The organism is Microbacterium sp. Bi128, assembly GCF_918698205.1.
On the sequence record NZ_CAKKMM010001337.1, the window covers coordinates 1 to 1,392 of the forward strand.

2 protein-coding genes are annotated in these 1,392 nt (G+C 65.4%); both read left to right on the forward strand.

The window, feature by feature from the left end:
• Positions 1 to 838: ROK family protein (locus LQV45_RS32540; RefSeq protein ID WP_230011702.1), on the forward strand; the 838-nt coding region annotated here is incomplete at its 5' end.
• A gap of 131 nt (positions 839 to 969) precedes the next feature.
• Positions 970 to 1,392, forward strand: a 423-nt coding sequence (locus tag LQV45_RS32545; protein WP_230011704.1) for an ATP-binding cassette domain-containing protein, incomplete at its 3' end; no start/stop codon positions are given.

A 1,392-nucleotide genomic window follows, 5' to 3' on the forward strand; every position in this document is an offset into this window, starting at 1 on the left:
CCTGCTGCCCCTGGGCAATCACGCCGAGGAAGGCATCCAGGCCGCCGTCGGCGTGCTGGACCGGCTGCTCACGGACAGCGGTGTGGAACGCAGCGCCCTGGTGGGTGCCGGCGTCGGAATTCCCGGCCCGATCGACCGCCGCACCGGCACCGTGGCGCAAGGCGCGATCCTGCCCGAATGGGTGGGCATCAACATCCTCAAACGCCTCGAAGAAGCGCTGGAACTCCCCGTCTTCGTGGACAACGACGCCAACCTGGGCGCCCTCTCCGAGGTCACCTGGGGGCCGCACAGCGGCATCAGCAACCTGATGTTCCTCAAGATCGGCTCGGGCATCGGCGCGGGACTGATCCTCAACGGTGTCCCGTACTACGGCAACGTGGGCATCACCGGCGAAATCGGCCATGCCACCATCCACGAGCACGGACTGATCTGCCGCTGCGGGAACCGCGGCTGCCTGGAAACCATCGCCTCCACCACCACCATGATCGAGCTCCTGAGCCGCGGCGAGGACCGGCCGCTCTCGCCTGGGGACATCGTGCGCAAGGCCCTGGAGAAGGACTCCGCCACGCTCCGTGTCGTGGACGACGCCGGGCTCGCCGTCGGGCGCGCGCTGGGCAACGTGGCGAACCTGATCAACCCCGAGGTCATTGTGGTCGGCGGCCCGCTGGCGGGCCTTGGCCAGCTGCTGCTGGACCCGATCCGGCGCGGCCTGATCCGCCACGCGGTGCCGGTCATTGGCGAGACAACCACCCTCACGATGTCGTCCCTGGGCGACCGGGCCGAGGCCCTCGGGGCCACGGCTTTGGTCTTCCAGCACGCCGGAATCCGGCGAAACTAACCATTTCGTTATGTGCCTGTTGCGTTAAAGACTTGACGACAAGGGCTGTGATCCAGTTTACTTTTCCATCAGACGGCCCTGCGGTTTGCAGGGGCGGACAACGAAGTCATGCATTGGAGGCGTAAGGGCAGATGACGTCCCTCAACACGCACAGTGATCCGCTAATCCTCGAGATGCGATCCATCACCAAGGAGTTCCCCGGCGTTAAAGCTTTGGCCGATGTGAGCCTGCGGGTGAAGGCCGGCGAGATCCACGCCATCTGCGGTGAGAACGGCGCCGGTAAATCGACCCTGATGAAGGTGCTCTCGGGCGTGTACCCCTACGGCACGTACACCGGGGACATCGTTTACCAGAACGAAGTCCAGGAGTTCAAGGACATCAGGGCCAGCGAGCACGCCGGCATCGTGATCATCCACCAGGAACTCGCGCTCATCCCCGAACTGTCGATCATGGAGAACATCTTCCTCGGCAACGAGCCCACCAAGCGCGGCGTGATCGACTGGGCCGAGGCCCGGACCCGGTCCACCGAACTGCTGGCCCGGGTGGGGCTGCGC